General features: G+C 64.8%; 27 protein-coding genes. 11 read left to right on the plus strand and 16 right to left on the minus strand.

What is annotated here, in order from left to right:
• The first annotated feature begins 16 nt into the window (after positions 1 to 16).
• Positions 17 to 451 (plus strand): hypothetical protein, encoded by a 435-nt coding sequence (locus AC1DYM_RS03635; RefSeq protein ID WP_477336034.1) that lies wholly within the window; start codon positions 17 to 19, stop codon positions 449 to 451.
• 134 nt (positions 452 to 585) lie between these two features.
• Here the strand turns inward: AC1DYM_RS03635 and AC1DYM_RS03640 are convergent, their stop codons facing one another.
• Genes AC1DYM_RS03640 through AC1DYM_RS03655 form a run of 4 tightly spaced genes read right to left on the minus strand, consistent with a single transcriptional unit; the run spans position 586 to position 4971 of the window.
• On the minus strand, positions 586 to 2184 hold the full coding sequence (locus AC1DYM_RS03640) for an NAD(P)/FAD-dependent oxidoreductase (protein ID WP_477336036.1): 1599 nt from the start codon (positions 2182 to 2184) through the stop codon (positions 586 to 588).
• 14 nt (positions 2185 to 2198) lie between these two features.
• Positions 2199 to 2975: a glycosyltransferase family 2 protein gene (locus AC1DYM_RS03645; protein ID WP_477336038.1), complete on the minus strand. Its 777-nt coding sequence runs from the start codon at positions 2973 to 2975 to the stop codon at positions 2199 to 2201.
• On the minus strand, positions 2972 to 3772 hold the full coding sequence (locus AC1DYM_RS03650) for a beta-ketoacyl synthase chain length factor (protein WP_477336040.1): 801 nt from the start codon (positions 3770 to 3772) through the stop codon (positions 2972 to 2974). Before AC1DYM_RS03650 ends, AC1DYM_RS03645 begins: the two co-directional genes overlap by 4 nt.
• The gene (locus tag AC1DYM_RS03655; RefSeq protein WP_477336042.1) at positions 3769 to 4971 is read right to left on the minus strand and encodes a beta-ketoacyl-[acyl-carrier-protein] synthase family protein; all 1203 of its coding nucleotides are present in this window, start codon (positions 4969 to 4971) and stop codon (positions 3769 to 3771) included. The genes AC1DYM_RS03650 and AC1DYM_RS03655 overlap by 4 nt, the downstream gene beginning before the upstream one ends.
• Before the next feature lie 119 nt (positions 4972 to 5090).
• On the opposite strand from AC1DYM_RS03655, the gene AC1DYM_RS03660 reads away from it, so the two are divergent.
• Positions 5091 to 5795, plus strand: a complete 705-nt coding sequence (locus AC1DYM_RS03660; RefSeq protein ID WP_477336044.1) for a YdcF family protein — start codon at positions 5091 to 5093, stop codon at positions 5793 to 5795.
• 92 nt (positions 5796 to 5887) lie between these two features.
• Complete coding sequence (gene hemF / locus AC1DYM_RS03665; protein WP_477336046.1) at positions 5888 to 6790, plus strand: oxygen-dependent coproporphyrinogen oxidase; 903 nt, start codon at positions 5888 to 5890, stop codon at positions 6788 to 6790.
• Positions 6791 to 6897: 107 nt separating this feature from the next.
• On the opposite strand, the gene AC1DYM_RS03670 is transcribed toward hemF, so the two are convergent.
• Positions 6898 to 7545, minus strand: coding sequence for a DUF4097 family beta strand repeat-containing protein (locus AC1DYM_RS03670; protein WP_477336048.1), 648 nt, complete (start codon positions 7543 to 7545; stop codon positions 6898 to 6900).
• 154 nt (positions 7546 to 7699) lie between these two features.
• On the opposite strand from AC1DYM_RS03670, the gene gpmA reads away from it, so the two are divergent.
• Together gpmA and AC1DYM_RS03680 are read left to right on the plus strand one after the other, a co-directional pair.
• On the plus strand, positions 7700 to 8434 hold the full coding sequence (gpmA, locus tag AC1DYM_RS03675) for a 2,3-diphosphoglycerate-dependent phosphoglycerate mutase (protein ID WP_477336245.1): 735 nt from the start codon (positions 7700 to 7702) through the stop codon (positions 8432 to 8434).
• A 212-nt stretch (positions 8435 to 8646) separates the two neighbouring features.
• Entirely contained in the window at positions 8647 to 9177 is a 531-nt protein-coding gene (locus AC1DYM_RS03680; RefSeq protein ID WP_477336050.1) for a CcdC protein domain-containing protein, read from the plus strand.
• Positions 9178 to 9195: 18 nt separating this feature from the next.
• Here the strand turns inward: AC1DYM_RS03680 and glnK are convergent, their stop codons facing one another.
• Complete coding sequence (glnK, locus tag AC1DYM_RS03685) at positions 9196 to 9534, minus strand: P-II family nitrogen regulator (protein ID WP_046981907.1); 339 nt, start codon at positions 9532 to 9534, stop codon at positions 9196 to 9198.
• 176 nt (positions 9535 to 9710) lie between these two features.
• Here glnK and AC1DYM_RS03690 point away from each other — a divergent pair, with 176 nt between their 5' ends.
• Entirely contained in the window at positions 9711 to 9965 is a 255-nt protein-coding gene (locus tag AC1DYM_RS03690) for an accessory factor UbiK family protein (protein WP_046981909.1), read from the plus strand.
• A gap of 173 nt (positions 9966 to 10138) precedes the next feature.
• Positions 10139 to 11641 (plus strand): YifB family Mg chelatase-like AAA ATPase, encoded by a 1503-nt coding sequence (locus AC1DYM_RS03695; RefSeq protein ID WP_477336052.1) that lies wholly within the window; start codon positions 10139 to 10141, stop codon positions 11639 to 11641.
• Positions 11642 to 11644: 3 nt separating this feature from the next.
• On the opposite strand, the gene AC1DYM_RS03700 is transcribed toward AC1DYM_RS03695, so the two are convergent.
• Together AC1DYM_RS03700 and AC1DYM_RS03705 are read right to left on the minus strand one after the other, a co-directional pair.
• Entirely contained in the window at positions 11645 to 12859 is a 1215-nt protein-coding gene (locus tag AC1DYM_RS03700) for an ABC transporter permease (protein WP_477336247.1), read from the minus strand.
• Between the two features lie 10 nt (positions 12860 to 12869).
• A complete protein-coding gene (locus tag AC1DYM_RS03705; RefSeq protein ID WP_477336054.1) occupies positions 12870 to 14189 on the minus strand; it encodes an ABC transporter permease in 1320 nt (439 codons plus the stop codon).
• A 127-nt stretch (positions 14190 to 14316) separates the two neighbouring features.
• On the opposite strand from AC1DYM_RS03705, the gene AC1DYM_RS03710 reads away from it, so the two are divergent.
• Positions 14317 to 15480 (plus strand): family 43 glycosylhydrolase, encoded by a 1164-nt coding sequence (locus AC1DYM_RS03710; protein ID WP_477336056.1) that lies wholly within the window; start codon positions 14317 to 14319, stop codon positions 15478 to 15480.
• A gap of 228 nt (positions 15481 to 15708) precedes the next feature.
• On the plus strand, positions 15709 to 17496 hold the full coding sequence (locus AC1DYM_RS03715) for a cation:proton antiporter (RefSeq protein WP_477336058.1): 1788 nt from the start codon (positions 15709 to 15711) through the stop codon (positions 17494 to 17496).
• A gap of 112 nt (positions 17497 to 17608) precedes the next feature.
• On the opposite strand, the gene aceA is transcribed toward AC1DYM_RS03715, so the two are convergent.
• Together aceA and aceB are read right to left on the minus strand one after the other, a co-directional pair.
• A complete protein-coding gene (gene aceA / locus AC1DYM_RS03720) occupies positions 17609 to 18901 on the minus strand; it encodes an isocitrate lyase (RefSeq protein WP_244465216.1) in 1293 nt (430 codons plus the stop codon).
• 19 nt (positions 18902 to 18920) lie between these two features.
• A complete protein-coding gene (gene aceB, locus AC1DYM_RS03725; RefSeq protein ID WP_477336060.1) occupies positions 18921 to 20519 on the minus strand; it encodes a malate synthase A in 1599 nt (532 codons plus the stop codon).
• A 194-nt stretch (positions 20520 to 20713) separates the two neighbouring features.
• Between aceB and AC1DYM_RS03730 the strand changes: the two genes are divergently transcribed.
• On the plus strand, positions 20714 to 21688 hold the full coding sequence (locus AC1DYM_RS03730) for a LysR family transcriptional regulator (protein WP_477336250.1): 975 nt from the start codon (positions 20714 to 20716) through the stop codon (positions 21686 to 21688).
• Here the strand turns inward: AC1DYM_RS03730 and AC1DYM_RS03735 are convergent, their stop codons facing one another.
• Positions 21689 to 22150 carry a hypothetical protein gene (locus tag AC1DYM_RS03735; protein WP_125902993.1) on the minus strand — a complete coding sequence of 154 codons (462 nt, stop codon included), beginning with the start codon at positions 22148 to 22150 and terminating at the stop codon, positions 21689 to 21691.
• A gap of 234 nt (positions 22151 to 22384) precedes the next feature.
• Here AC1DYM_RS03735 and AC1DYM_RS03740 point away from each other — a divergent pair, with 234 nt between their 5' ends.
• Positions 22385 to 22786: a hypothetical protein gene (locus AC1DYM_RS03740; RefSeq protein ID WP_477336062.1), complete on the plus strand. Its 402-nt coding sequence runs from the start codon at positions 22385 to 22387 to the stop codon at positions 22784 to 22786.
• A 12-nt stretch (positions 22787 to 22798) separates the two neighbouring features.
• Here the strand turns inward: AC1DYM_RS03740 and AC1DYM_RS03745 are convergent, their stop codons facing one another.
• The 5 genes from AC1DYM_RS03745 to AC1DYM_RS03765 all read right to left on the minus strand — a co-directional run bounded on the left by AC1DYM_RS03745 (position 22799) and on the right by AC1DYM_RS03765 (position 26938).
• Positions 22799 to 23326 carry a 1-acyl-sn-glycerol-3-phosphate acyltransferase gene (locus tag AC1DYM_RS03745; RefSeq protein WP_477336064.1) on the minus strand — a complete coding sequence of 176 codons (528 nt, stop codon included), beginning with the start codon at positions 23324 to 23326 and terminating at the stop codon, positions 22799 to 22801.
• Between the two features lie 56 nt (positions 23327 to 23382).
• Positions 23383 to 23805: an alternative ribosome rescue aminoacyl-tRNA hydrolase ArfB gene (gene arfB, locus AC1DYM_RS03750; protein WP_477336066.1), complete on the minus strand. Its 423-nt coding sequence runs from the start codon at positions 23803 to 23805 to the stop codon at positions 23383 to 23385.
• Positions 23806 to 23887: 82 nt separating this feature from the next.
• Positions 23888 to 24619, minus strand: a complete 732-nt coding sequence (locus tag AC1DYM_RS03755; RefSeq protein WP_477336068.1) for a pseudouridine synthase — start codon at positions 24617 to 24619, stop codon at positions 23888 to 23890.
• Positions 24620 to 24623: 4 nt separating this feature from the next.
• On the minus strand, positions 24624 to 26273 hold the full coding sequence (ubiB, locus tag AC1DYM_RS03760) for a ubiquinone biosynthesis regulatory protein kinase UbiB (RefSeq protein WP_477336070.1): 1650 nt from the start codon (positions 26271 to 26273) through the stop codon (positions 24624 to 24626).
• Positions 26270 to 26938, minus strand: coding sequence for a ubiquinone biosynthesis accessory factor UbiJ (locus tag AC1DYM_RS03765; protein ID WP_477336072.1), 669 nt, complete (start codon positions 26936 to 26938; stop codon positions 26270 to 26272). Before AC1DYM_RS03765 ends, ubiB begins: the two co-directional genes overlap by 4 nt.
• Between the last annotated feature and the right edge of the window lie 19 nt (positions 26939 to 26957).

Consider the following 26957-nt stretch of genomic DNA (forward strand, 5'->3'; position numbering starts at 1 on the left):
TTTCAGGAGAAATGCAATGAACAGGATCGTTTTGTATCTGGTCACGACCGGGATGGTCGCCGCTACCGTATCCAGTAGCGCCATCGCAGCCAGTAGTCGCCTTGACGGGCTGGCTCCCGATGTATCCGCGACTGCCGAAGTGCCGGCCTCCTCCCAGGCGGTATGCGACAAGTTCTATGGCACGATGGAGCAGAAGGAACGAAACAGCGAAGCGGGCCACAAAGATGCGACCGTCGCTGCCATCGAACAGATTAAGGTCATCCTGAAGGAGCGTGACGCGGCGGTCGTCGGGCCCTCGGCGTCGGCAGGCACGGCGAAGCTTGAGGAGGCGGAGGCCAGAATTGACGCCGTCATTCCAGAAGCCGATCGCAGTTGGTACACGTTGATCCGAAAGCATCGCTACGACGGCGATCATAAGTACGCCCCCGTGTGCGCTACCGCCAGCCAGTAATGCCTCGCACGTAACGCGTCGCACAGAAGCCGCCGGCCCGGCGGGGCTTGCGAAAGGGGACTGATGAGGAGCCTGACCGCTCCCGCCGGGCCGACCAGAGCAGTCTGCCCGGGGGGCGTCTCAGAACCCGCGACTCAGGCGACCCGGGCGAACAATTCGGTGCGTTCGCCTTCCACGTCGAGCAGATCGCCCGCCACCTCGCGCAGCGACGGATGATCGTCCACCGCGCGCTCAACGATGCTCGCCGCCAGCAGGCGCATCATCCGGACGTTGTCGCGCAGCCTTTCCGCCAGGGTCTCGTCGTCCAGTGCATCGTGCAGCGTGCTGTTCATGTCGGCAAACCAGGCCAGGTCGCGCTGGTCGAGCATGACTTTGCGGTTACGTCCATCCGACACGTCGTGCCAGGGCTGGAAGAAGGCCTGCACCTTCGTATTCAGATCCGTGGCGGCGAGGAGTTCGTCGCTCATCCGTGAGATGAACGCGCTATCGCCGAGCCGCTTCTGGAACACGATCTGGCAGAGCACACCCCAGTAGTACGCGTAGTCCCAGATGACCTTGATCGGCAGGACTTCGGCGTCGCCAAAGAGGTTGTACTGGCCGCGGTACATCTTCAGCGTCCCCTCGTAGAACGAGAAGAACAGCCGTTCGTAAAGACGCGCGTGCGGGGCCACATTCTCGCCACGGCGATCGTGTCCGATCAGCAGCGTGATGTAGGTGTTGGCGATGGCGATGAAATCGCTGCCGGGAGAATAGAAGGGGTCGAGGAAGGCGCCCGCTTCGCCAGTCAGCGCCCAGCGATCGGACGAGAACATGCGCGAGCAGCTGTAGGAGAAATGGCGGAAGAAGGCAAAATCCAGCAGCTTGTCGCGACGCTTGATCACCTGGCGGGCGACGAGGGGCTGATGCTCCTCCAGCCACTGTACGGCAAGATCGAAGGTCTTCATCTTTTCGATCGGGTGCATCGCCGCGTCGGCGACGATACCCACCGAGTGGGCGCCCGACGACAGGGGTATCAGCCACACCCAGTAGCCGGGGCCGCAGAGGTGATTGGTCGACCGCCAGCGTTCGGGTGGATGGCAACGTTCCTTCCATTCCGCGTCGTCGCACCAGCCGTCGATCTCCAGCCGATCGTCGATGCGGAACCAGACGGCGTTGGCGTGATGACCGTTGTCCCGCGTGAAGTCGAACTTGCGTCGGATCATGCCGRCGCGACCGGAGGCATCGAGCAACCATCTCGCATGGAAAACGTTCGCGTCGCCATCGGCCGTGGTGGCACGGACGGTATGGACCTCTTCGCCGGCGCCGATATCGAAACCCTTGACGGTCACGCCATCGCGAAAATCGATGCCGCGACGACGCGCTTCGTCGCCAAGATAGTTCTCGAGGATCCCGCGATCGATCTGGTAGCTCGGCGTCGGTAACACGGCGCTGACACCGAGCTCGGTCACGTCGGCGAGATCGTCCTTCCCTTCGGAGAAGAAGAACCGGAAGCCGAACTTGCGGATGTGCGAGCTCTCGAGATGGTCGCGAAGGCCGAGCGTGTCGGCGAAGTAATGCGCCGCGATTTCCACGGTCGATTCGCCGACCTTGTGTGCGGCCTCGGGCAGCGGGCGCGCCTGCCGCTCGAGGACCAGGATGTCCATGTCCGGGTATTCGCCCTTCAGTTGCATGGCGAGCGAGAGTCCGGCAAGGCCTCCCCCCAGAATGATGGCGTCGTGCGGTTTACGATCCATGTTCCACCTCGGTGTCAGTGTGCGGTGCGTGGCTCACTCGATTCGGTGGCGCCGACGATGGTCGGTGCCGAACGTGAGCGTCGATAGCTCGCCAGGAAGTTGCCGTAATGGAAGACCCGGCCGACGGTGTAGACCGTGATCCGGGTGACATCGCGTACGGGGTTGAAATGACTCACCCTGAAATCGCCTTCGTACCGCGATGCGATCGGCACGGAGACCACGCGCGTACCGCGTTCGCGGCAGGCGGTGATCAGCAGGGCGGCCTCGAAAACGAAGTGCTCGGCGGGGATGTCGACCAGGTCGAGCACGGCGCGCGGATAAAGGCGTTGGCCGCTCTGTGTGTCGGCGATCGGTTGCGCGCAGGCGCACGAGATGCCCCAGTCAGCGACGGCGTTGGCGCGGCGGCGACCGGGCGGTTGCTGGTGGCGGTCGAGGATGCGTGCACCGATGACGATACTTCCGGGATACTGCCGGCTCGCGGAGACGATGGCGGGAATGTCGGAGGCCAGATGCTGGCCGTCGCCGTCCATCGTCACGACCGCGTCGAAGCCCTGGCGGAGCACTTCGCGGAAGCCGGTGCGCAGCGCTTCACCCTTGCCCCGACGCGTCGCATGGCGAAGCAGGGTGACCGGCAGCGCGCCGACGATCTCGGGTGTGCGGTCGTCCGAGCCATCATCGACGACGATGACCGGAAGGCCGAGCGCGAGGGCTTCGCCGACCACGCGCCCGATGGCACCTTCCTCGTTGAGGCAGGGAATCAGGATGCAGCAGCGTTCGGTACTCGCGTTCATGAGGCGACCTCTACATCCACGTGGATGTCGAGCTCGCGCGCAGCGGCCACGCGCAGGGCCGTGGAACGCGCCATTGCGAGGGCGTGAGCCAGGGGAATCGCCTGGGCAGAGGGATTGCTGGTGGCAACCCCATCCAGCCAGGCGTTCCCGGTAGGCGAGTTGCCGCTGTTGCCCGGCGACGGTGTGATGTCGAGGCGTATGGCCCCGGCGTCCGCGTGAGGCGAGAGCACGAGGGCGACAGCGAACGGCCCCGTGGTCGCGGTCATCTCACCCAACGGGCCTGCACCGGCGATGTCGTAGCTGGCGAGCAGCACGTCGTGGTCGTCGGCGACGGCGAGCGTCGCCGCTTCGAGCAAACCGGCACCGAAGCTCGTTTCGCCGCCGGACACGGCACTCGAGCTAGCGTGACAGTGCGTCGCGATCGTCCAGTAACCGACGGGCGCGTTATGCACGGAGTTATGGAATTTCGTCGGGGAAAGCTCGGTGGGTGTTCCAGCGAGCGTGGCGCACATGTAATCGGTGATGGTCTGGTCGCCATGCGCGGAGGCGAAGACGCAGGGCAGGGTGGCGGCATCGCGTCCGCTCATCCGCACGGCCTCGCCAGCGGCCGCGGCAGCCAGCAACACGCTCTCCGGCGCACGCCGTCGCTCGTTCGGCGGAAGCACCTCGGCCATGGGGCGGGCCTCGGTGCCCGGAGCTTCGCGACCGCCCACGATGGCGCAGAAGGCGTCCCAGTTGGCCGCGCCGGGCGCCCACAGACCGATCCCCTTTATCCAGACACGGAGTGCGGCGCTCATGCGGGCGCCCCTACCTGGGCGAACGCGAGACAGGCGTTGTTGCCGCCGAAGCCGAACGAGTTGCTCAGGGCGATGCGCACCTCACGCTGCTCGGCGGTCCAGGCCATCTGTGGTCCGCACAACGGGTCCGGTGTGGTCGCGCCGAGGTTGCCTGGAATGCGTCCGTCGCGCATGGCGAGCAGGGTGATCGCCGCTTCGAGGATGCCGGCAGCGCCGAGCGTATGGCCGGTAAAGCCCTTCGTCGAACTGGCGCGTGTCGTTGCCGGGAAGCTGCGCGCGACGAGGGCGGCTTCGACCTCGTCGTTCTTCTGGCTCGCCGTTCCATGCAGGTTGATGTAGTCCACATCGCCAGCGTCGATGCCGGCGCGAGCGAGCGCATCGCGCAGCGCGATCTCCGCACCCCGGCCCTCCGGATGCGGCGTGGACATGTGGTGTGCGTCGCTGGCTTCGCCGTATCCGATCAGCAGCGGTCCGGTGGTGTCCTCCGTCACGCGTTCGAGCAAGGCGAAGCCGGCGGCTTCACCGATCGAGATGCCGCCACGGTTCGCGTCGAACGGGCGGCAGGGTTCGCCGGACACCAGTTCGAGCGAGTTGAAGCCGAACAACACGCTGTCGCACAGCGTGTCCGTACCACCGACCACGGCAGCATCGATCAGGCCGAGGCGGATCATGCGTTCGGCATTGCCGAAGACTTTCGCGCTCGACGAACAGGCCGTGGCGACGGTGAGGCAGGGGCCTTCGAGATCGAACGCGGTAGCGACGAAGCCGGCCAGGGAGTGTGGCGTATGCAGGACACGGCGATGGAGGTCCGCCGGCATGCGACCGTGGTCGAGTCGCCGGTAGCCTTCCTCGGTGGCGCCGATGCTCGAGGTGGAGGTGCCCAGCAGCACCGCCACCCGCGATGCGCCATACCGTTCCCGCGCGTCGCGAACGGCGTCGATGAATCCATCCTGGCGCAGGGCCAGCCAGGCCAGCCGGTTGTTGCGGCATTCCCATTCGGCCAGTTCGGGCGGCAGGGGTTCCTCTTCCAGACCCCCAACGCGGCCGATCCAGCAGTCGAGTGGCGCCGAACTGAAGTCGTTGGGTTCAAGACCGCCACGCGAGGCGAGCAAGGCGTTGGCGTGGGCATCGAGCCCGCGGCCGAGGGCGGAGGTGGCGGTATACGCGCGAATGGAAAGCGGAGGCATGGGATGGGGCATACGCGCGAGCCTATCCTTTTTGCCTGGTAGCGTCTCGTGAACGCCATGGGGCGGTTCAGCCGATTGCGCGCCCGCGAGCGGATGGCACAGACTGCGGGTCTTCCCGGGGCCCCTTTCTTATGTCCGGCTTGCTCAAACCCCTGCGTCGAGGCGTCTGGCGGTACCTCAGCGATCGCGACATCCTGCTCGCCGCCCTGGTGACGGCGATCGTGTTCGTCGGCAGCCTCGGCCTTGTCTATGTCGCGCATGCCGTGCGCGTGTGGCGACTGGCGCGGCACAGTCCGGCGATGTCGCCCCGTCGGGGCACCCTGCTGGTCTTCGGCAGGCGGCTTGTCGCCGATCGCCCTGAAGGCGACTTCATCAGCCGGCTTACCTGTGCCCGGGACAACGCCCGGTCTGGCCGTGCCGACCGGGCGCTCCTTCTTGGGGGTTTCAGCGGAGGGACCGTCAGCGAAGCGGAGGCGGGGCGCCGCTGGCTCGTCGCCGAAGGCTGGCCGGAYGAGGTGCCCCTGCTGCTCGAGCAGCTGTCCATCGACTCGCTCGAGAACCTGCGCCATGCCCGCGAGCTGTTGCGCCCGAGCGAGGGAAGCGACCTTCCTGCCGTCAGCCTGGTCACCAGTCGTTATCACCTGGCCCGTTGCATGTACCTGGCCCGCCGACTGGGCTTCGATGCCTCACCGATCGGCGCCGAAGCGCATTTGTCGCTCGATCGCCGTTACGTGTCGCGCATGCTGATGGAGGCGGGCTACCTGATGTGGATCGACACGGGCATGCGCTGGGCCGCCTTGATCGGCAATCACCGCATGGCATCCCGCATTTCCTGAGCGTCAGCGGCGCGCGGCGGCGTGCCGCAGCGGCCAGCCCGGGGCGTCTTGCTAAGCTTTGCACCATCGCCCCCGAAAGGATGCCCGTCCGCATGTCCGAACAAGCCAACCTTGCCGAGTCGTTCCTGCGCGGCCTGCAGGATCATATCTGTGCCGCCGTCGAAGCGATCGATGGCAAGGCGACGTTCGAGGAAGACGCCTGGACGCGGCCGGCGGGAGGCGGTGGTCGTACGCGTGTGCTGCGCGAGGGCGGCGTCTTCGAACAGGCGGGGGTCAATTTCTCCCGGGTATCGGGTTCACCGCTACCGCCCAGCGCCACGGCGCACCGTCCCGACCTGGTCGGCGGCAGCTTCGTCGCCACCGGCGTGTCGCTGGTGTTGCATCCTCGCAACCCGTATATCCCGACCACGCACGCGAACGTGCGTTACTTCGAAGCATCGAAGGACGGTGTCGAACCGGTCTGGTGGTTCGGCGGCGGTTTCGATCTCACGCCTTACTATCCGTTCGACGAAGACGTGCGCCACTGGCACACCGTCGCCCGGGATCTGTGCGAACCGTATGGCGACGATGTCTACGATCGCTACAAGCGCTGGTGCGACGAGTATTTCTATCTCAAGCACCGCGGTGAAACGCGCGGCGTCGGCGGCCTCTTCTACGACGACCAGAACGAAGGCGGCTTCGACCGCTGCATGAACTTCATGCGCGACGTGGGCAAGGGTTTCCTCGACGCGTATCTTCCGATCGTCGAGCGCCGTCGCGATACGCCGTACGGCGAGCGGGAGCGTGAGTTCCAGCTCTATCGGCGCGGGCGCTACGTGGAGTTCAACCTCGTCTACGACCGCGGCACGCTTTTCGGCCTGCAATCGGGCGGACGCACCGAATCGATCCTGATGAGCCTGCCCCCACGCGTCCGCTTCGAATACGGCTTCACGCCCGAAGCGGACAGCCCCGAGGCGCGTCTCGCCGAATACCTCAAACCCCGCGACTGGGTCTGACCGCCGCTACCGTGTAGGAGCCGATTCATCGGCGATTGGGTGCTAGCGGCACCCTGGCCCGCTGGCGCGGGATCGCCGATGAATCGGCTCCTACCGGGCGCGGCGACTTACGGAGCGTTACCCGAGAATTTCTTCGGTGTCGCGCCCTGGATCTTGCCGACCGTCGCCGAATCGCTCACGTAAAGATCCACGTCGCGCTCGAAGGTGAGGTTGCCCTGCACCACGGCATGAGGACCGATCACGATCTTCGGGTTGCGGTCGTTGCCGTGGAACCAGTTGTTGGGCTTCTTCACCAGCAAGCCGCCTTCGACCTTCGAGCCTTCGCCGATGGTGACATCCGCGTTGGTCGTCTCGATGCCACCGCCGACATGCGCGCCGTCCAGTGAGATCTCGCCATTGACGTTGGAGAGCTGGCCCTTAACGTCCGCACCGCGCTCCAGCACGACACGGCCGTTCACCGTTTCCACCTCGTCCGCGACGCGCGCGTTGCCGTGCAGGGTGACGCCGCCGTTGACGGTCTTGACGACGGTGGCGGTGGCGCTCTTGCCGAGTTCGACGGCGCCGTTGACCGTACTGGCCTTCTGCACCACGGCGTTGTCGCCGATGCGGACCGAGCCGTTGACCGAATGGACGTCGCCCGCATGCTGGCCGGCCTCGACCTGGGCGGTGCCGTTGACCTTGCTGATGTCGTCGTCGGCCAGGGCGGCGCCGGAGACGGAAAGGGCGATGAGAAGCGAGATCAGGGTACGACGCATGGTGTGCTGCTCCACGGATGGACTAGGACTCCTAGGATGCACCCGCGAGCCGCAAGGTTTAGCGTGACTGATGGCACGGCCGACCTGAATCGCCAAGTTGACTGCCCCGGGGTCAGGTTTCACCATGGGTTTTTCCTCCGCATCGTTGGACGCCATGTACAAGCTCGTCATGATCCGCCACGGCCAGTCGGCCTGGAACCTCGAAAACCGCTTCAGTGGCTGGGCCGATGTCGACCTCAGCGAGCAGGGCGTGGCCGAAGCCCGCGAGGCCGGCCGCCTGCTCAAGGAGGCCGGCTTCACCTTCAACCTGGCCCACACCTCTTACCTTAAGCGTGCCGTGCGCACCCTGTGGCACGTACAGGACGAAATGGACCTGATGTGGGTCCCGGTCGTCACCGACTGGCGCCTCAACGAGCGCCATTACGGCGCCCTGACCGGCCTCAACAAGGCCGAGACGGCCGCCAAGTACGGCAACGAACAGGTGCATGTCTGGCGTCGCAGCTACGATACCCCGCCGCCGGCCCTCGAAGCGGGCACGACCTCGTTCGCCGAGGACGACCGTTACAAGGGCATCGACGTCCCGCTGACCGAATGCCTCAAGGACACCGTCGCCCGCGTGTTGCCCTACTGGCACGACGTGCTGGCCCCGGCCATCCGCGCCGGCCATAACGTGCTCATGGCCGCCCACGGCAATTCGATGCGCGCGCTGGTGAAGTACTTCGACGGCATCTCGGACGACGACATCGCCGAGCTCAACATCCCCAACGGCATCCCGCTGGTGTACGAATTCGACGCCGACATGAAGCCGGTCAAGCATTACTACCTGGGCGACCAGGCCGAGATCGAGGCCAAGATGGCCGCCGTCGCCAACCAGGGCAAAGCCAAGTAAACAGGGGAATGTGGGAGCCGATCATCGGCGATAAGGACATGTGGGAGCCGATTCATCGGCGAAAAGCCAACGAAGCGGTGAAGCCAAGCGCCCGAAGGCCCGACTCCCAGGGGGTGACACCAGTCACCCCCAACGCCTAACAACCCGCCCTCGAACCGCCCCGTCTCGGAAACTAACCTAGCCTCACACCGCAACCCACCGAGACCTACGCCATGCTGGCTCCAACCGCCGTCCCGTTCATCGTCGCTCCGCTGATGGCCTTCGCCGTCTATCGCCGTGTCCGCGGCAGCTTCGGCCGCCAGCCGATCCGCACGAAGCGGATGAGCATCCGCGTCGGCCTCTTCGCGCTCTTCGCCTGCCTGACGCTCACCTCGGGTCTGCAGGACATTCGTCTGGCTGAAGGCGCACTGGGCGGCCTGATCGTCGGCGCCGCGCTGGCCATGGTCGGTCTGCGCCTCACCCGATTCGAGTCGAACGCCGAAGGCGCCGACTTCTACGTGCCCAATCCCTGGATCGGTGCCGCGCTGACAGCGTTGCTGCTAGGCCGCATGGCCTGGCGCTTCCTGGTGCTGGCGCCGATGTTCAACGACGGCGCCGCCGCCGTACCGGCCCATACCCCGGCGCCGGGCAACAGCCCGCTGACCATGCTCGTGATCGGCCTGACCCTCGGCTATTACATGGCCTACTACGCGGGTGTGCTGTTTCATCACCGCCGCCACAAGCGGCTGGCCCAGGCGGCCTGAGCCCCACGGCGCCCTCGCTCAGAGGGCGTCGTTGTCCAGTTCGCCGGTGCGGATGCGCACCACTTGCTCGAGCGAGCTGACGAAGATCTTGCCGTCGCCGATCTTGCCCGTGCGGGCCGCCGCCTGGATGGCCTCGACGACGCGCTCGATCTGATCGTCGGCCACAGCCACTTCCAGCTTGATCTTCGGCAGGAAGTCGACCACGTACTCGGCACCCCGATAGAGCTCCGTATGGCCCTTCTGCCGGCCAAAGCCCTTCACTTCGGTGACCGTGACGCCCTGAACGCCCACCTCGGCGAGGGCCTCACGGACGTCGTCCAGCTTGAAAGGCTTGATGATGGCGACCACCAGCTTCATGTATCACTCCTAGGGCGCAGCCGCTTGCCGGCGCGCGGACGGCCATTGTGCCATCCGGGTCCCGGGGCGTCTTCTGGGGCGTTTGTAGGAAAAACCCTACACTACGTGTAGGCGTAGGCCTATAGCGCTTACAAACCAATCACCTAAACTTCATTCACGACATCGGGGTGCGCAAGATGGATGTGCAGGGTATCGATCAACTCGCACAGCGGTTGGCATCGTTGGTTCCGCCAGGGTTGGCGCAAGCGCGTGAGGATATGCACGCCAACTTCAAAGATATTCTGGCGCAGGGACTACGCCGCCTCGATCTCGTAACTCGAGAAGAATTCGATGTTCAGAGCCAGGTTCTAGCGCGGACGCGCGAACGGCTCGAAGTTTTGGAAAAGCGCCTCGCCGACCTGGAAGTCAGCGCTGCGGCTCCTGGCCAATAAGGACGGCCGACCGTCCCGGGACCGCCCCCGATCCGTCACCCTCACCCCGAGAGCGGTCGGGGGCGGTTATTTTCCCAGTCGACGCAAGGAGTGCGTATGCGAGCCCGATCCCTACAGGATCACGGTAGTTCGCCACCGACTGGGATGCGTAACCGGTTACGATATCGACTGTCATGAGCCTCGCCGTCACTCTCTCGCGGGCGCAGGAAGGTGTCACCGCGCCGCAGGTCGTCGTCGAGGTGCATCTGTCCGGCGGACTGCCTTCCACCTCCATCGTTGGGCTGCCTGATTCGGCGGTACGCGAAGCACGTGATCGTGTCCGCGTCGCCATCCAGAACACTGCCTTCGAATACCCGAACCGCCGGGTCACCGTGAACCTGGCACCCGCCGAGCTGCCGAAGGACGGTGGCCGGTTCGACCTCGCCATCGCCCTGGGCATCCTGGCCGCCGGCTCGCAGGTGCCACGCGAACGACTCGATGACTGCGAATTCCTCGGCGAGCTGGCCCTGTCGGGCGAACTGCGGGCCGTCCCCGGCATTCTTCCCGCCCTGATCCGCGCGCGCCGGGCCGGTCGGCGCATCGTCGTGCCGCGTGCCAACGCGGCCGAAGCCGCCCTCGTCGGCGAAGCCGATGTCCTGCTTGCCGACAGCCTGGCCGAGGTATGCGCCTGGTTGGGTGGTCACGGCAGCCTCAGCGCGCCGGCCTCGGCGACCGATTTCTACGACCTGCCCACCTGTGGCCCGGACATGCGCGATGTGCGCGGCCAGTATCAGGCGCGCCGTGTTCTGGAAATCGCCGCAGCGGGCGGGCATCACCTGCTGATGATCGGTCCGCCCGGCACCGGCAAGACCATGCTCGCCGAGCGCCTGYCGGGCATCCTGCCGCCGATGACCGAATCCGAGGCGCTGGAGAGCTGCGCTATCCGCTCGCTTTCCAGTGAGGCTATCGATCCGGCTTGCTGGCGCCGCCGACCTTTCCGAGCGCCGCACCACACCGCGTCGGGCGTGGCCCTGGTAGGCGGCGGGTCGACACCGCGTCCGGGCGAAATCTCGCTGGCGCATAACGGTGTGCTCTTCCTCGACGAGCTCCCCGAGTTCAGCCGTCACGTGCTGGAAGTGCTGCGCGAGCCGCTCGAGTCGGGCCAGATCGTGATCTCCCGCGCCGCGAGGCAGTCCACCTTCCCGGCGGAGTTCCAGCTGGTTGCCGCGATGAATCCCTGTCCGTGTGGTTATGCCGGCGATCCCACCCACGACTGTCGATGTACGCCGGACCAGGTGCAGCGCTACCGCGCACGTATTTCCGGTCCGCTGCTGGATCGCATCGACCTCTGTGTCGACGTTCCCCGCGTGCCGATCACCCACCTCACCGCGCCTCGCGGTCCGCATGACGACGACAGCGCCACCGTCCGCCGTCGCGTGATCAACGCACGCGAGAAGGCCTTGCTTCGCGCTGGCCAGCCGAACGCCGAGCTGAGCGTCGTGAACCTCGAGCGCGACTGTGCGCTACCGCAGGCCGAGCGCGAGTGGCTGGAAGCGGCGGTCGAGAAGCTTGGTGCCTCGGCGCGTGCTTACCATCGTGTCCTGCGTGTCGCGCGCACCATCGCCGATCTCGAAGGTGGGGCTGGCTGTGTCGAGCAGCACCACTTGGCCGAGGCGCTGCACTACCGGCGGTTCTGATCGCTACAAGGATCGGATCGCCGCCACCGGTGGTACCGCCGCCGCACGCAACGCCGGCGCCAACACGGCCAGCTGGCCAAGTACCCACAGGACGACCGCACCGATCGGCAGGTACCCGACGGGCAGCCGCGGCAACTCGTAGATCGTCATCAGCATCAGGTTGATCGCATACGCGAGGATCATCCCCGCGACGATGCCGATCGTGACGATAAGAAAGTTCTCGATCTGGAAGTAACGCAGGATGTCCCCGCGCGTTGCCCCCAACGCACGCCGCACACCAATCTGCCGACGCCGTTGTGCCACCCAGAAACTGGCCAGACCGACGATGCCCAGTGCCGTGGTCCCGAGCAAGGCGACGATGACCGCGACCAGCAGTCCCGTCATCACGCGGTCGCTGAGGAAGAACGTCTCCCGCAACTCGTCGATGGTCCGGCTCTGCTCTAGGTCGAGGACGGCATCCGGGGCCGTCTTCAGGACGGCCATTCGCGCGTCGCGCATGACGCGAGGAAGATCCTCTGGGCTGGCACGCAGCAGATACTTCCCGGCGAACTGCGGGCCCGGCATGGCCGGCACGAGGATGGACCAGTCGGCGTCCTTTTCCTCACCCGCACCCGGCTGGGGGATCGACAGATGATCGACGATGCCGATCACCCGGAAGTGGGTATCCATGCTCCATAGCGTCTTGTTGAGCGGGTTCTCGCCCGGCCAGAAGTGCTCGGCGAGGACGCGCGTGGTCAGGATCGGCGCTTCCTTCGGCATGATCTGCGTCACCGGCATGAAGTCGTCCGGCGCCGGTAGCCGTCCGGCGACCAGGCGGACGCCCATCGCCTTGGCAGCACCGGGCCCCGCAAGATAGAAGTCGACGACGCCACCAAACCGCTGTCCGGCCGCATCGAGCGTCACCCCGGCAATAACACCCGGTTCGCCGAAAGGCACCGCGCCAATCGAACTGACCGATTGCACGCCTGGCACCGCATGCAAGGCGGCCATCACGCGTGCGTTGAGGTCGTTCGCTTGCGACGCCTCGAAGCCTTCGATCTTGATCGTGCCCAGCGCATGTTCATCGACGCCGCTCTGCACGTGCATGGCCTGCACGCGCCCCGCGATCAGAAAGCACGCGTTGCAGAGCACGGCGCACGCGAGTGCGATCTCCAGTGCGATGACGATCGTCGCGATCCGGTGCCGGCGTAACGCGGCGAGGACGGGCTGGATCTGCAGGCTACCCATGTCAAAGCACCTTCAGCTGCAGGGCGGGTTCGACGAGGCTTGCACGCGCGGCGGGCAGAAGGCCCGCGAGCAGGCTCGCTCCCACGGAAATCAGGAACGTCACCAGGAACATCGATACGTCGAGGTGGACGAAGTCGGCGTACGGCAATGGCTGTCGACGCACCAGCCAGAGCCCGAGCACGGTAAGGAGCAAACCGCCTATCCCGCCAAGCACGCCGATCACGCCCGCTTCGACCAGACATTGCATGAACACCGCACGCCGCGTGGCGCCCATCGCACGGCGCAAGCCGATCTCGCCGCCGCGACGGAGAAACTTCGCCAGCAGCAAGCCGACGACATTGCACAGGCAGATGGCGAGGAAGGCGAACGCAAGCGACGTCTGCAGTTTTACGTCACTGGGGACGACGCCGTTGAAATCGAGCCATTCGGTCAGGCTGCGCATCCGCGTGTTATCCGTACGCGTGATCCGGCCGAGTGCGTGCTGCTGGGCGACATACCCATCGAGGAAGTGTCGGTACGCCGCGACCTTGGCGGCGTCGCCCAGTTGCACCCAGAGCGCGATCCACACGCACGACGCGTTTTGCAGGTGCCCCGGTGTACTAGGAACGGTCCAGCAAGTGAACGGCTGGAAGTTGCCGTCGTTGATTTCCAGCGCCGTAGAGAACGGGGTGATGACACCTTCCGGCTTGCCATAGAAGCTCGCCGTATCGCCGCTGGCAAAGCGACCGCCACGCACGTCGTAGAACAGCGGGGAAGGGCGCCACGGTGCAAGGACGCCGACGATGCGTACGTCGCTGTTCTTCAGTCGCACTGTTCGGCCGACACTGTTCTCACCGGCGAACAGGCGATCGTTGAGCTCGGCGGAGATGACGGCGACACGCGAGTGCGTTGCATCGTCCTCGGCGCTCCAGCTCCGGCCGAAGCGGAACGGCACGGCGAACATGGGAAAGAAATCCGCCGTCGTCGACAGCATCGGCTGCATGAGTGGAGGGAGGCGTGTTCCGGGAGCCTGAAGCTTGATGGTGCTATTGACGACCAGGGCCTGGCGGTCGGCACGGTGGGCATGCCACAGGTCGGTTGCGGATTGATAGTCCAGCATGTCGTAGGGCTGTCGCCCCTTCGAATCGGGGTTGGCGTCGAGCTGCGGGTAAAAGATCTGCCCGCTCCGTCCACGCAGGGGATCGCCCGAAAGCAGGTGCATGATCGTCAGCGTCGTCATGCTTGCGCCGATGCCGACGGCGATCGCCAGGATCATCAAGGCGGTAAGTACCTTGTTGCGCCTTAGGCTGTGAAAGGCCAGCTCGACGTAGTATCCGATCATTCCATGAGTCCCCCAAGGCGGTGCGCGGCCAGCATGCGCCGGCCTGGTGGTCGGAACATGTGCAGAAGGTCAGGTGTCACCGGATGGGCTATGGTCGGATCTTCTCCCGTCGGAACATCACGGACTCATGCCAGCGAACACGCCGCACACCTTCTTCCGTTCATGCCTGCTCGTCGCGCTTGCGTTGTTGCTGGCCATGCCGGGACTTGCGATGGCGAGGCAGCGCGACAGTGGCGCCGGCCTGTCGGCGATCCACATCGAGAATGGTTCGTCGGGCGTGGCGCGAAGAGACGACGAAGGTCGTCCCATCGACGCGCATGATGGCCAGATCCAGCGCTTCGGCGATCGCTATTTTCTCTACGGCACGCGCTACGGTTGTGGCTTCGTGTGGAACGACAAGAGGTCACCGTTCTGCGGTTTCGTGTCGTACTCATCTACCGACCTGGCACACTGGCACGCGGAGGGACCGCTCTTCGACGCATCCACACCTGTCTGGCAGGCGCGTTGCAATGGAGCCACGTATGGGTGTTTCCGTCCCCATGTCGTCTTCAACACGCGGACGCAGCGATACGTTCTGTGGATCAACAGCTACGACGTCGCGGTCGGCTATCACGTCTTCACCGCGGCGACGCCAACAGGTCCGTTCGTGGAAGCCCCATTACCGAAGCTCGCCATCAATCGCGGACAGGCGCCTGGCCTCAACCATGGCGACCACGACGTCTTCGTCGATCGCGATGGCAAGGCGTATCTCGCGTACACGGACTGGCGGCAGAAGGGCGACATCGTCATCGAACAACTTGACGATGACTATCTCAGCGGCAGCGGGCGCTACGCACGCGTCGGCCTGAAGGCGACCGAAGCCCCTTCGATGTTTCGCCGCGGGGAGACGTATTACCTGACGTTCTCCGATCCCAACTGCGGCTATTGCACCACCGGGACGTCCTACCTGCGCGCGACGACGCCACTGGGGCCGTGGCATGGCAAGCAGGCGCAGGGCGAATCCGAAACACAGCATCGCGGCGTATCCATCAGCAATACGTCCTGCGGCGGCCAGCCAGCGGATGTCGCGATGCTGCCGGGGCCGCGTGGCCCGGTCTTTCTCTATCAATCCGATCGCTGGGACAACGGCAATCCGAGCGAGACCAACGCGACGCACTACTGGGAGCCGCTTCGGTTCGATGGTCAAGGGAGCATCGAGCCGCTGACGTGTGCGCCCGCCTTTGACATCGACCTGCCTGCGCAACCCGGTGAACACAGCAATACCCGGGCCAAGATGACTCAAAAGAGTTAATACTTATTTCATGTACTGAGTAGTTGACGAATACCAGGGGCGAGCGGATAATTCTGTACCAGGCGGTTCTCTAATGGGCTGCCCGCCCCGCTCCGGTGCTGGATACCCCTCCCTCCCCCCGCTCCAGCACCGGGGCCCGGCCTTTTCTTCACCTCAGTATCCTTAAGCTGTCCCTTTCTCGGCCCGCCTCACGGTGTTGGCCGATTTTCTTTTGGGACAAGGGAAACCATGGGTATCGAACTTGGAATGTTGCTGACCCTGATGCTCGGCATCGGGTTCCTCTGCCAATGGATCGCCTGGCGAGTGCGGCTGCCGGCGATTCTTTTCCTCCTGCTGGCCGGTATCGTGGCCGGGCCGGTGACCGGGGTGCTCCACCCGGACAAGGTGCTGGGTGACCTTCTCTTTCCCATCGTGTCGCTGGCCGTGGCGGTGATCCTGTTCGAGGGAAGCCTCACGCTGCGCTTTCACGAGCTGAAGGGCATCGGGCAGGCCGTGCGCGGCTTGGTGACTTATGGCGCGGTTCTGGCCTTGTTGATGCTGGCCGCTGCCGCCCACTGGATCGGTGGGCTGAGCTGGGACCTGTCCTTTCTCTTTGGAGCGCTCACGTGTGTCACGGGACCCACTGTTATCGCGCCGATGTTGCGCACGGTGCGGCCGAACGCCCGCATCGCCAACGTGCTGCGCTGGGAAGGCATCGTCATCGATCCGATCGGCGCGCTGTTCGCGGTGCTGGTCTATGAAGGAATCGTGTCGCATCGCGAAGGGCATTCCATCCAGGTATTCCTGGGCACGGTGGCCTGTGGCGTCATCGTTGGCGGCATCGCCGCCTTCGTGCTTGGCAGGCTGCTGCGTCGGCAGATCATTCCGGAATACCTGCAGAACTACGGCACGCTGGCCGCCGTGCTCGGCGCTTTCAGTGCATCGAACGCCGTCGCCCACGAGTCCGGGTTGCTGGCAGTGACCGTGATGGGCATTGCGCTGGGCAACATGCGTGACGTGCACATGGACGACATCATGGACTTCAAGGAGCACCTGACGACGTTACTGGTGTCAACCTTGTTCATCCTGTTGGCGGCGCGACTGGACTGGCCGCTTCCCGACGGTGCCTTGCTTGCCGGCATCCTGATCTTCGTCGTCGCGCAGCTGTTCATCCGGCCCCTTTCGGTGCTGTTGTCGAGCTTCAGGAGTGCACTGTCCTGGCGCGAGCGTGCGCTGATCGCCTGGGTCGCACCGCGCGGTATCGTGGCAGCGTCCGTGTCCGCGCTTTTTGCCATCCGGCTCGAGAAGATCGGCATGGCCGGCGCGGACAGGATGGTTCCGCTCGTGTTCCTGATGATCATCGGTACGGTCGTGTTCCAGAGTGYGACGGCGCGTCCGCTGGCACGCTGGCTTAAGGTCGCGGATCCGGAGCCACGCGGTGTACTGATCTACGGTTCCGACACGGTGGCGCTCGACGTGGCCCGTGCCCTCGCAGCGATCGATGGCCTGCGCGTGGTCGTCGCCGACGATGACTGGAATGGCATCCGCACCGCGCGTATGGAGGGTCTGACAACGTTCTTCGGGAATCCGCACTCACAGGCCGCCGATCGTAACCTCGACCTCGCGGGTATCGGCAACCTGCTGGCCATGTCGACGCACCGCGAGCTCAATTCGCTGGCCTGCGTGCATTACCGCGAAGAGTTCGGGCGCGACAAGGTGTATCGCCTGCGCAACCTTTCACCGGAAGAGAGTCATGGCCGCGCGTCGCTTGCTGGCAGCCTGCTGGCGACGGCGCTGTTCGCCGATGACATGACCCACGCCCGTTTCGTCGAGATGCTCCACGAGGGCTGGCGGATCAAGTCCACGCGCCTGACCGAAACCTTCGACTGGCCTCACTTCATCGAGCAGTACGGCTCGCGCACGGTGCTGCTGTTCGGCGTGGAAGAGAAGGGCGACCTGCGTATCGCCTCGAGCCGTCATGAGCTCGAGCCGCGTCCGGGTTGGACCGTCATTGCCCTGGTACCTGCGGCGCGCTGAGGACTTCGTCGTCATCGACGTGGCGCGCCGTGAAGTGTCGCGCGGCGCCGTACGTCGACGCATCGAGTTGGCCGCGCCCGGTGACTCGGGCGCGGCCAGCGATGAGTCTGAATCAGGCGGCCGACGCAGGATGGAACTGTTCTTCTTCGGTCGAGCCACTCAAAGCCGAGAGTGAACTGAACGAGCCCGAGATCACCTGGTTCACCGTGTCGAAGTAGCCCGTGCCGACCTCGCGCTGGTGCTTCGCCGCGGTGTAGCCATCCTTCTCCGCGGCAAACTCGGCCTCCTGCAGTTCCACGTAAGCCGCCATCTGGCGATCGCGATAGCCACGCGCCAGCTGGAACATGGAGTAGTTCAGCGCATGGAAGCCGGCCAGCGTGATGAACTGGAACGCGTAGCCCATCTCGCCCAGCTGTTTCTGGAAGGTGGCGATGGTCTTCTCGTCGAGGTTCTTCTTCCAGTTGAAGCTCGGCGAACAGTTGTAGGCCAGCTTCTTGCCCGGATACTTCGCATGAATCGCCTCGGCGAAGCGGCGCGCCTGCTCCATGTCGGGCGTGGCCGTTTCGCACCAGATCAGGTCGGCGTACGGTGCGTAGGACAGGCCGCGGCTGATGGCCTGTTCGATGCCCTGCTTCGATTCGTAGAAGCCCTCGACCGTGCGCTTGCCGGTGAGGAAGGGCTTGTCGTTGTCATCGATGTCCGTCGTGACGAGGCCRGCGCCCATGGCGTCCGTGCGAGCGACGATCAGGGTCGGCACGCCGGCGACGTCCGCAGCGAGGCGCGCAGCGATCAGCTTCTGTACGGCTTCCTGCGTCGGCACGAGCACCTTGCCACCCATGTGCCCGCACTTCTTGGCGCTGGCCAGCTGGTCTTCGAAGTGCACGCCGGCGGCGCCCGATTCGATCATGTGGGCCATCAGCTCGTACGCGTTGAGTACGCCGCCGAAACCGGCCTCGGCATCGGCCACGATCGGGACCAGCCAGTCGATGTTGTCCTTGCCCTCAGCGTGATGGATCTGGTCGGCGCGAAGCAGGGTCTTGTTGATCTTGCGGACCACGTTCGGCACGGAGTCGACCGGATACAGGGACTGGTCGGGATACATCGTGCCTGCCGTGTTCGCGTCGGCGGCGACCTGCCAGCCCGAGAGGTAGATCGCCTGCAGTCCGGCCTTCACTTGCTGCATGGCTTGGTTGCCCGTGAGCGCACCGAGCGCGTTCACGTACGGCTTGTCGTGGATCGAGCGCCAGAGGCGCTCGGCGCCGCGGCGGGCCAGTGTGTATTCGATCTGCACCGTGCCACGAAGACGGATCACGTCTTCGGCGGTGTACGGACGCTCGACGCCGTTCCAACGGTCATTGTTTTTCCAGTCCAGCGTGATCTGTTCGGCGGTATGCGTCTTCATGATGGGGCTCCTTGGAGAATGATCAGGACAGGTGTTCGTAGGCGGGCAGGGTGAGGAAGTCGCGTAGCTCGTCGGCGTGTGTCAGCGCGGAAATCAGTGCGGCGGCCTGGTCGGCGCGCGATGCGCCGGGATGCGAGCTCTCGCGCAGGCGATGGGTGTGCGTGGCCAGCGCGTGATCGAACAGCGCGAAGTCAATCACCGCGTGGTCGCTGAATTCCAGCGGCTCGTGATGCAGCCATTGCCAGAGCTGCGCACGCGCGATCTCGGCGGTGGCGGCGTCTTCCATCAGGTGGTGGATCGGGACGCAGCCGAGTCCGTCCAGCCAGGCCGCCGTATAGCGCAGGCAGACTTCCACGTTGTTGTCGAAACCGGCGCGTGTGATCGTGCCGATCGCCGGGGCGATAAGGGCGTCGCGCGAGGTCACCGCATCGTCGCGCTGCATGTGCAGCTGGTTCGACGTGGGCATGTGTGCGTCGAAGATCGCCTGCGCGATCGGCACGAGCGCGGGATGCGCTACCCATGTGCCATCGTGTCCTGCAGTCACTTCGCGGAGCTTGTCGGCCCTCACCTTGGCCATGGCTTCGTCGTTCGCTGCTTCGTCACCGCGAATCGGGATCTGTGCCGCCATGCCGCCCATCGCGAAGGCGCCGCGATGGTGGCAGGTGCGGATCAGCAGCTCCGAGTACGCCTTGAGGAAGGGTGCGGTCATGCCGACCTGACCACGTTCCGGCAACAGGCGATCGCCATGGGCGCGGAAGGTCTTCAGGTAGGAAAAGATGTAGTCCCAGCGACCACAGTTCAGGCCGACGACACGATCGCGCAAGGCGTGCAGGATCTCATCCATCTGGAACACGGCGGGCAGGGTCTCGATCAGCACCGTGGCCTTCATCGTCCCGTGCGGCAGGTCCAGTACGGTCTCGGCGTGGGCCATGACCGATTCCCACAGCGCCGCCTCTTCCATGCTCTGCAGTTTGGGCAGGTAGAAGTACGGGCCACGATCGCGGGCATGAAGGGTCTTCGCGTTGTGGAAGGCGTAGAGCCCGAAGTCCACCAGCGCACCGGCGACGACATCGCCGTCGACCTCGGCGTGGCGCTCAGGGAGGTGCCAGCCGCGCGGACGGACGACCAGCACCGCCGGGTCTTTGCCAACGCGGTAGACCTTGCCGTCGGCGTTGGTGAATTCGATCGTGCCTTCGACGGCGTCGCGCAGGTTGCGCTGGCCTTCGATCTGGTTCGCCCAGGTCGGTGCGCTCGAATCCTCGAAGTCGGCCATGAACACCTTCGCGCCGGAATTGAGCGCGTTGATGATCATCTTCCGCTCGACCGGGCCGGTGATCTCGACGCGACGGTCCATCAGGGCGTCGGGGATGGCCGCGACCGACCAGTCGGCCTCGCGGATCGCCACGGTGTCCGGGCGGAAGTCGGGAAGCTCGCCGGCGTCATAGCGAAGTTGCCGGGCGGCGCGCTCGGCGAGCAGGGCCAGGCGGCGGCTGTCGAATCGGCGGTGGAGGTCGGCAACGAAGGCGATCGCCCCGGGGCTCAGCACATCCGCGTAAGAACTGCTGCCGTCGCCAAAGCGAACGCCGGCCAGGGGGTCGATCACGCTCTTGGGAACTGCCATGGGATCGTGCCTCGGAGTGCGGGTCTGGCGTTTACCCTAGGTCCGGAGCTACGATTTTGACAAAACAAATGTTTCAATGATTTAGATTAACAATGTTAATTAAATATATAACTTCTTAATCTATAGGGATTAATCGCATGGTGCGCAAGCTGAATCCCGCAAAAAAAGCTGTAGTGAAGCGTGCGAAGCCGCGTATGGCGGACCGACCCGCGGACGACGAAGGTGGCCGGTTCTACTACAAGGGCAACCGCCTGAAGCAGCTGCGGGCCTTCGTCTACACCACGCGCCTGGGCACCCTCAGCCGCGCGGCCGAGGCGCTGTTCCTATCTCAGCCATCGGTGAGTCTTCAGCTGAAAGCGCTGGAACGGGAGCTGGGTACGACCTTGCTGGAGCGCACCCGCCGCCGCGTCACCCTGACCGACGCCGGCGAGGCTCTCTACGAACTCGCCCGTCCCCTGGTCGAGGGGTTCGAAAACCTGGATCGCGAGTTCCAGACAAAGACAAAGGGCGCCCAGGCGGGACGGCTGACGGTGGCGGCCGGCTCGTCGACGATCCAATACCTGCTGCCCGAGCTGGTGAAGACGTACCGGGAGCGCTTTCCCCACGTCCACCTCGCGCTATCCAACGTGACCAATCGCGATGGACTCGCCCTCCTGCGCAGCGACGAGGTCGACATCGCGGTCGGCTCGATGATCGACGTGCCTCACGACATCGCCTGGGCGCCGGTCTACCACTACGACCCGATGCTGATCATGCCGCCCGATCATCCGCTGGCGTCGAAAACGGATATCCGCCTGGAGGACCTGTCTCCCTATGGCTTGATCCTCCCGCCCAAGCGCCTCACCACGTACCGCCTCGTCGACATGGTGTTCCAGCAGCGACACGTGCCATACACGGTCGCGATCGAGGTCGGCGGCTGGGATGTGATCAAGCAGTACGTGGCGATGGGCCTCGGCATTTCCATCGTCACCGGCATCTGCATCACCGAGACGGACCGTGAACGCTTGGTCGTACGCAACTTGCGACAGTATTTTCCACAGCGCAGCTACGGCGTGGTGATGAGGAAGGGTAAGTTCCTCAGCCCGGAAGCGCGGGCCTTCATCGACCTGATCAGGCCGGGTCTGCTTACCCATCGTGATTACGATGAGTCGGGACATTCCGAGCGGTGATTACGCGTAGACGTCGACCGTCTTGCCGTTAAGACAGTCGATCAGGGCCTCAAGGCCTTCTATGGCGTCGATAGCGGCCTCATAAAGTTCGACACACAGTGGGTATCTGGAAGCACCTATTGCACGTAGGGATTCGAACGCATCCTTTGTCTTCGCGAGCGGATCGAAGACACCCTTCACATCGAGCTGAAAGAAGCCTAGCTGCATCGTAGCGTCATGCGAGAGATAGCCCTCACTGTGCAGCATGTTGGCCAAGTCAGATAGTTCGAGAGGATCGATAGAGCGGATGTCTGTTGTCCGAAGACGTTCCTTTAATCCATCCGGAAGCGTTCGGGCGACATCGCGGATCTCGCCGTTTCTGATCGGCACATCTTTATAGACACACTCGGGTCGGCGACGATGCTGAACTTGCCACAGGTTACCCGCTGGCGTGGAGCCGCCCAAACCGCTTGTCACCTGCATTGTTCGCCCTTTAATGCACGTCGGTTCAACGACTGTGCCTGCGCGCGATCAAGTTCGAAAGTCGGTGTGTTGCGCGACGTTCGCGAGGGAATGTCGCCAATTTTGTGGGTCTTCGATGGCGCCACGAACTCATTGCGATTCGCTTACGCCGATCGCGGGCTATCCCTGGTGCGTGGTCGATTTAGTCGCAAGTAACGTTCATATGCGCAACGACGCGCTAGTTCGGGAGTGAGTATGAAGACCGCATTGAAGATCATCACGATCGGTGCATTCGCATCGTTCGCGATGTGCCTCGCATTCCATCCGGGGTCGTCTTTCGCGAAGTCACAATCAGTGCAAAAACGCTGCTTTGCCTATCCCAAGGCTGCGACATCGCAGGGGCGCCTTGTCGCGAACGAGACATCCCTGCAGCTCAGCTGGATCACTAACTGCACGAGCCCATTCTTCGCGACAGCGAGCGGCAGCACGTCGCTGACCGCATACCTGCAACGATTCGAGAACGGCGACTGGCGCACGATCGATAGTGGACTGTCATTGTCCGCCACCGTCGGCCCGGGGACATACAGGGTCCTCGTGGTCAATCAAGTGGGCATGCCCAACCTATACTCGTTCACCTATCGCAAAGCGCTCGGCTGATTGTCGGACGCGCTAGGCAGCCCGGTGCTTGCCCTGATACCCGGCGAACATGGCGCGGATGCGCGTCATGTCCGCTTCCGTATCGCCTGTCGTCTCGATAAGAGAGCCCACGGTGAACGTTTTCGTCGGGTAGTCGATGAAGATCGGAACAATCGGAACGTTCGCCGTGCGCGCAATGCGCAGGAAACCCGACTTCCACTGCTTGACCGGTTTGCGTGTGCCTTCCGGGGCGATGCCCAGCCACATCTTCTCGCGAGTGGCGAAGCGCTCGACCATCTGGCCGACGACGTCGGTCGCGGCTTTGCGATCGATCGGCACCATGCCGAGGCGACGTACGACCGGGCCAAAGGGCCCGTTGAGAACTTCGCGCTTGATCATCACACCGAGATCCAGGCCCATGGCGGATTTCATCAGCAGGCCCCACACGCCGTCCCAATAAGACGAATGCGGTGCGCCGATGACGACGACCTTGGGCAGGTTTGGTAGTTCACCGACGAGGCGCCAGCCGCTACGACGAATCGCCCAGCGGCTAATTCTCATCCACCAGGAATCCGGTAGCGATGGGATATTCGGTGCGAGATGTTCCGGGTAGGGGCTCAATCGTTGCTCCAGTCGCGCGAGCGACCGCGCTTGGTCTGGCCACGCTGAGTCTTGCCTACGAGGCGTCGCTCTTTCGAAGCGCGCGTGGGCTTGGTCGCGACACGTTTCTTCGCCACGACCGTGGCTTCGCGGATCACATCGACCAGACGGTCGCGCGCGTCGTCTCGGTTACGACCCTGGTCACGGAACCGCCGTGCCTGGATCACCATCACGCCCGCATCCGTCATGCGGCGGTCGCGGCGTGCGAGGAGCCGTTCGCGCACTTCGTCCGGCAGTGACGGTGACGAGGCGACGTCGAAACGCAACTCGACGGCACTTTCCGTCCGATTGACGTGCTGGCCCCCCGGACCATCGGCGCGCATGAAACGCTCGATGAGTTCGGAGTCAGGGATCGTGATGCTGGCGGTGACGATAAGCATGGCCGGGCGATTCTAGCAGCGCGGCTCACCGATGCATGGTGCGACGCGGGACTCCGCCGGGGGAGGCTAAGCCGGCTGCCTGCTAGCTCGGCGCCTTCCACGCTTCCGTCTGAGCGCCATAAGCGTCCGCCCAGCCAAACCGCTCAAGCAGCTTGAGCCATGTCTCATCCAGCCCCGCGTCGATCGCCATCGGGCGCCCATCCATCGGATGCTCGAACTCCAGCCGCGCTGCGTGCAGCAGCAAGCGGTGCGACGAGAAGTACTGCTTGAACAGGCGATTGTGGTCGCCGCGCCCGTGCTGGCTGTCGCCGATGATCGGGTGATGGATGTGCGCGAAATGCTTGCGGATCTGGCGAAAGCGCCCGGTGCGCGGTTCGGCCACGGCAAAGGCGTAACGCTGCTTTTCGTAGCGACCGAGCGCGATGTCGACTTCCGTGGTGCCGAGCTGCCTGTAGTCCGTTGTCGCATCGCGTCGCGGGCCGGTATCGCGCGAACCCGGCAGCGGGTAGTCGATCGTGCCGGCGTCGGGATCGGGCCAGCCACGTACCACGGCGAGGTAGCGCTTGCGCACGCTGCGCCCCATGAACTGCTCGCCGAGCTGACTGGCGGCTTCCGGCGAACGCGCGACGAGCAACACGCCCGAGGTGGCACGATCCAGGCGATGGGCAAGGTGCAGCTTGCCCTCGACCTGCTCGCGGAGCAGGTCGATCAGGAAGGCATCGTCGGGTCCGACGAACTTCGAGCGATGGACGGCGAGATTGGCCGGCTTGTTGACGGCGACGATGTCGTCGTCCTGATAGAGGATCTCGAGCATGCGATCAGGCGACGCGACGCGGCCAGCCGGCGACGAAGGCGATCACGCCGGCGACGCCCGCTGCGATCGCCGGCCACATGCCGCGCGCGGCGAGCGTGCCGACCAGGGCGGCGCAGACGAGCAGTGACGAACCGAGCAGGCTGCATGCCACGAGTCGGCGCATGCGGCGCGCGTCGTCCCGGGCGACGGCAAGCGCGAGCGGATCGGCGACCTGGTGCTGCTGGCCGCTGGCGACCTGGCGCAACGCATCCCGCACGAGCTCGGGCACGCGTGGCGCCGTCTGGATCCATTGCGGCAGCCGGCGGCGCACGTCGCGCAGCGTAGCGCGCACGCTGTAGCGCTCGCGGAGAATGCGGCGCAGCACGGGATGGGCAACGGCCCAGATATCGATCTCGGGATCGAGCATGCGCCCGACCCCTTCGATGTTGAGCAGGGTTTTCTGTAGCAGGATCAATTGCGGCTGAAGCGTGAGCTCGTACTTTCGCGCGGTCTGGAACAGCTTCACCACCAGCTCGGCGATGGAAATCTGCGCGAGAGGACGCGTGAAGTAGGGTTCGCACACCGTGCGTACGGCAGCCTCGAGTTCGTCGAGGCGGACGGTCGATGGCATCCAGCCCGCCGCGACATGCAGCTGTGCGATGCGCGCATAATCTCGTTCGAACAGGGCGATGAAGTTCTCGGCGAGCCAGTACTGATCGGCTTCCGGAAGGGAACCCATGATGCCGAAATCGAGCGCGATGAACCGCGGCTCGTCGACCCGCGACAGGTCGACCCAGATGTTGCCGGGATGCGCGTCGGCGTGGAAGAAGTTGTCGCGGAACACCTGCTCGTAGAACAGGCGCACGCCTTTCTCGGCAAGGTGCTTGCGATCGAGGCCGGCGGCATCGATGGCGGCAATGTCGTCGGCGCTCACGCCGTACACGCGTTCCAGCGTCAGCACGCCTTCGGTGCTGAAGTCCCAATGCACTTCCGGCACGTAAAGGTCGACGCCGCTAGCGAAGTTGCGCCGGAGCAAGCTGGCACTCGCACCTTCGCGCTGCAGGTCGAGCTCGTTCGAGAGCATCTTCTCGACTTCGGCGACGACTTCGAGCGGGCGGATCTTGTCGGCGTTCGGATGCCAGCGCTGGGCGAGTTCCCCAAGCGTGTGCAGGAGATCGACATCGCGCGCGATGCGCTTGTCGATGCCGGGGCGCAGCACCTTGACCACGACGGCGCGTCCGTCATGCAGCGTGGCGGCATGCACCTGGGCGATGGACGCGGAGGCAAGCGCGGTTTCGTCGAAGCTGGCATACAGCGTCGTCACCGACGCCTTGAGTTCCCGCTCGACAATGGCGCGGGCCTCGGCACCGGGGAAGGGCGGGACCTGGTCCTGCAGGAGGGCCAATTCGTCGGCGATGTCGGCGGGCACGAGATCGCGTCGCGTCGACAGCACCTGGCCGGCCTTGACGAAAATCGGGCCGAGGTCGGTCAGCGCCAGTCGCAGGCGTGCGCCGCGCGGCAGGGCGCGAACATCCGCAGGAGCGCTGGGAAACAGCGGTCGGACGAATTTCAGCGGTCGGAACAGATGCGCCCCATCGACAAGGTCGTCGAGGTCGTACTTGAGCAGGATGGCGGCAACGCGCATCAGGCGCGGCAGCAGACGCAGCGGCGTCATGCGTGACGCCCCTTCAGCGCGCGCTCGAGGCGAGCCAGGCGGGCTTCGGCGCGTTCGGTGCGTTCGCGCACGTCATCGACACCGTCGAGGAACGCATCGGCTTCACCGGGAGCGACCGCGACGCGACCCTCGTCACGAAGCCAGTCGGCACCGTCTTCGGTGAGGTGCGAGACGGTCTCGCGGGCATGGGCGAAGGCGTCGCGAAACGCCTTCGCCAGGGGCACCCCGATGGTGTCGCCGAAGGTCTTCGCGAACGCCTCTTCAACGTCGGGTGCGTAGTGGCGCGTCAGCTTCTCGAGGCGACGAGCCAGTTCGGCGTCACCCGCGATATCCACCTTGCCCGGTGCCACGCCGTCGTCGTCGCGGCGGATCGCCATGGCCAACAGGCTGGCCGGCGATGCGGTAACGCGCAGGCTGCCACCTTCTTCCGGCGGACCGACGCGAAGGCGACTCTTCTGCACCGAGATGCGCAGTGCCAACTCCGGACCGCTCAGGTGCACCTGCACGCTGCGGCCGTCGAGCGCGTCCAGGCGGGAGCGGGTGTCCGGGTCCAGGTCGACGGCGCGGTTGAGTGCCGCTTCCATCGCGCGTCCGGCAAGGACGCGAAGCGGGCGGGGCAGGAATCGATTGGGGCCGGCCTCGGCCGAGGGACGATCGGAAGTCATGCCGCGATTGTAGCCCGCC

The organism is Luteibacter sp. P1_D3 (genome assembly GCF_056406135.1).